This is a genomic window from Mesorhizobium sp. M7A.F.Ca.US.006.01.1.1 (assembly GCF_003997935.1).
In the GTDB taxonomy this organism is placed as follows: domain Bacteria; phylum Pseudomonadota; class Alphaproteobacteria; order Rhizobiales; family Rhizobiaceae; genus Mesorhizobium.
The window spans coordinates 1-576 of record NZ_RZQL01000532.1; the positions used below are offsets into that span (position 1 = coordinate 1).

Below are 576 nucleotides of genomic sequence, written 5' to 3' on the forward strand. Positions count from 1 at the left end.
GATCACCAGCACGTCGCGCTTGCCCATGTCGATCAATCGGTCTCGCCACATGCTTTCCTGTCCGGCGAGGTGAAAGACATCCGGCTGGATGAGGGCGAGGTGGGCGGCCATGTAGCGGGCCAGCGGATCGGTGAAGCGACCGCCGATCAGGAAGGTCTTGCCGCGCCGGTCCGCCAGCCGGGCGGCGATGTCGGCGAGCTGCTTGTCGGACAGGTGCCTGAATGTCTCGCGCATGTTGTCGAGCGTCGCTTCCAGCATCGGCGACACCGTGCCATCGCCGGGCGAGGGCGGATTGAGCGTCCTTGTCGCCGGCGATTGCAATTGCGCCGCCAGTTCGTCCTGCAGGCTCGACTGGAATTCCGGATAGTTCTGAAAGCCGAGGCGGGCGACGAAACGCAGGATCGTCGGCGAGGAGACGCCGGCCGCGGCCGAAAATTCAGCAACCGTTTTCAGGCCGATCATCGGATAGTTGGCGATCAGCGTCTGGGCCGCGCGCCGTTCGCTGGCCGGCATGGAACCGATGCGGTCGGCGATCAATTCGGCAATGCTGGAAATCATGTTTTCCCCACCCTTGGC

Annotated in this window: 1 protein-coding gene; it reads right to left on the reverse strand. The window is 64.2% G+C overall.

Annotated features, from left to right (window positions below; all coding sequences use genetic code 11):
- A partial coding sequence (locus EN943_RS37350; protein WP_164778625.1) for a MurR/RpiR family transcriptional regulator occupies window positions 1-558 on the reverse strand: 558 nt, incomplete at its 3' end.
- Window positions 559-576 lie beyond the last annotated feature (18 nt).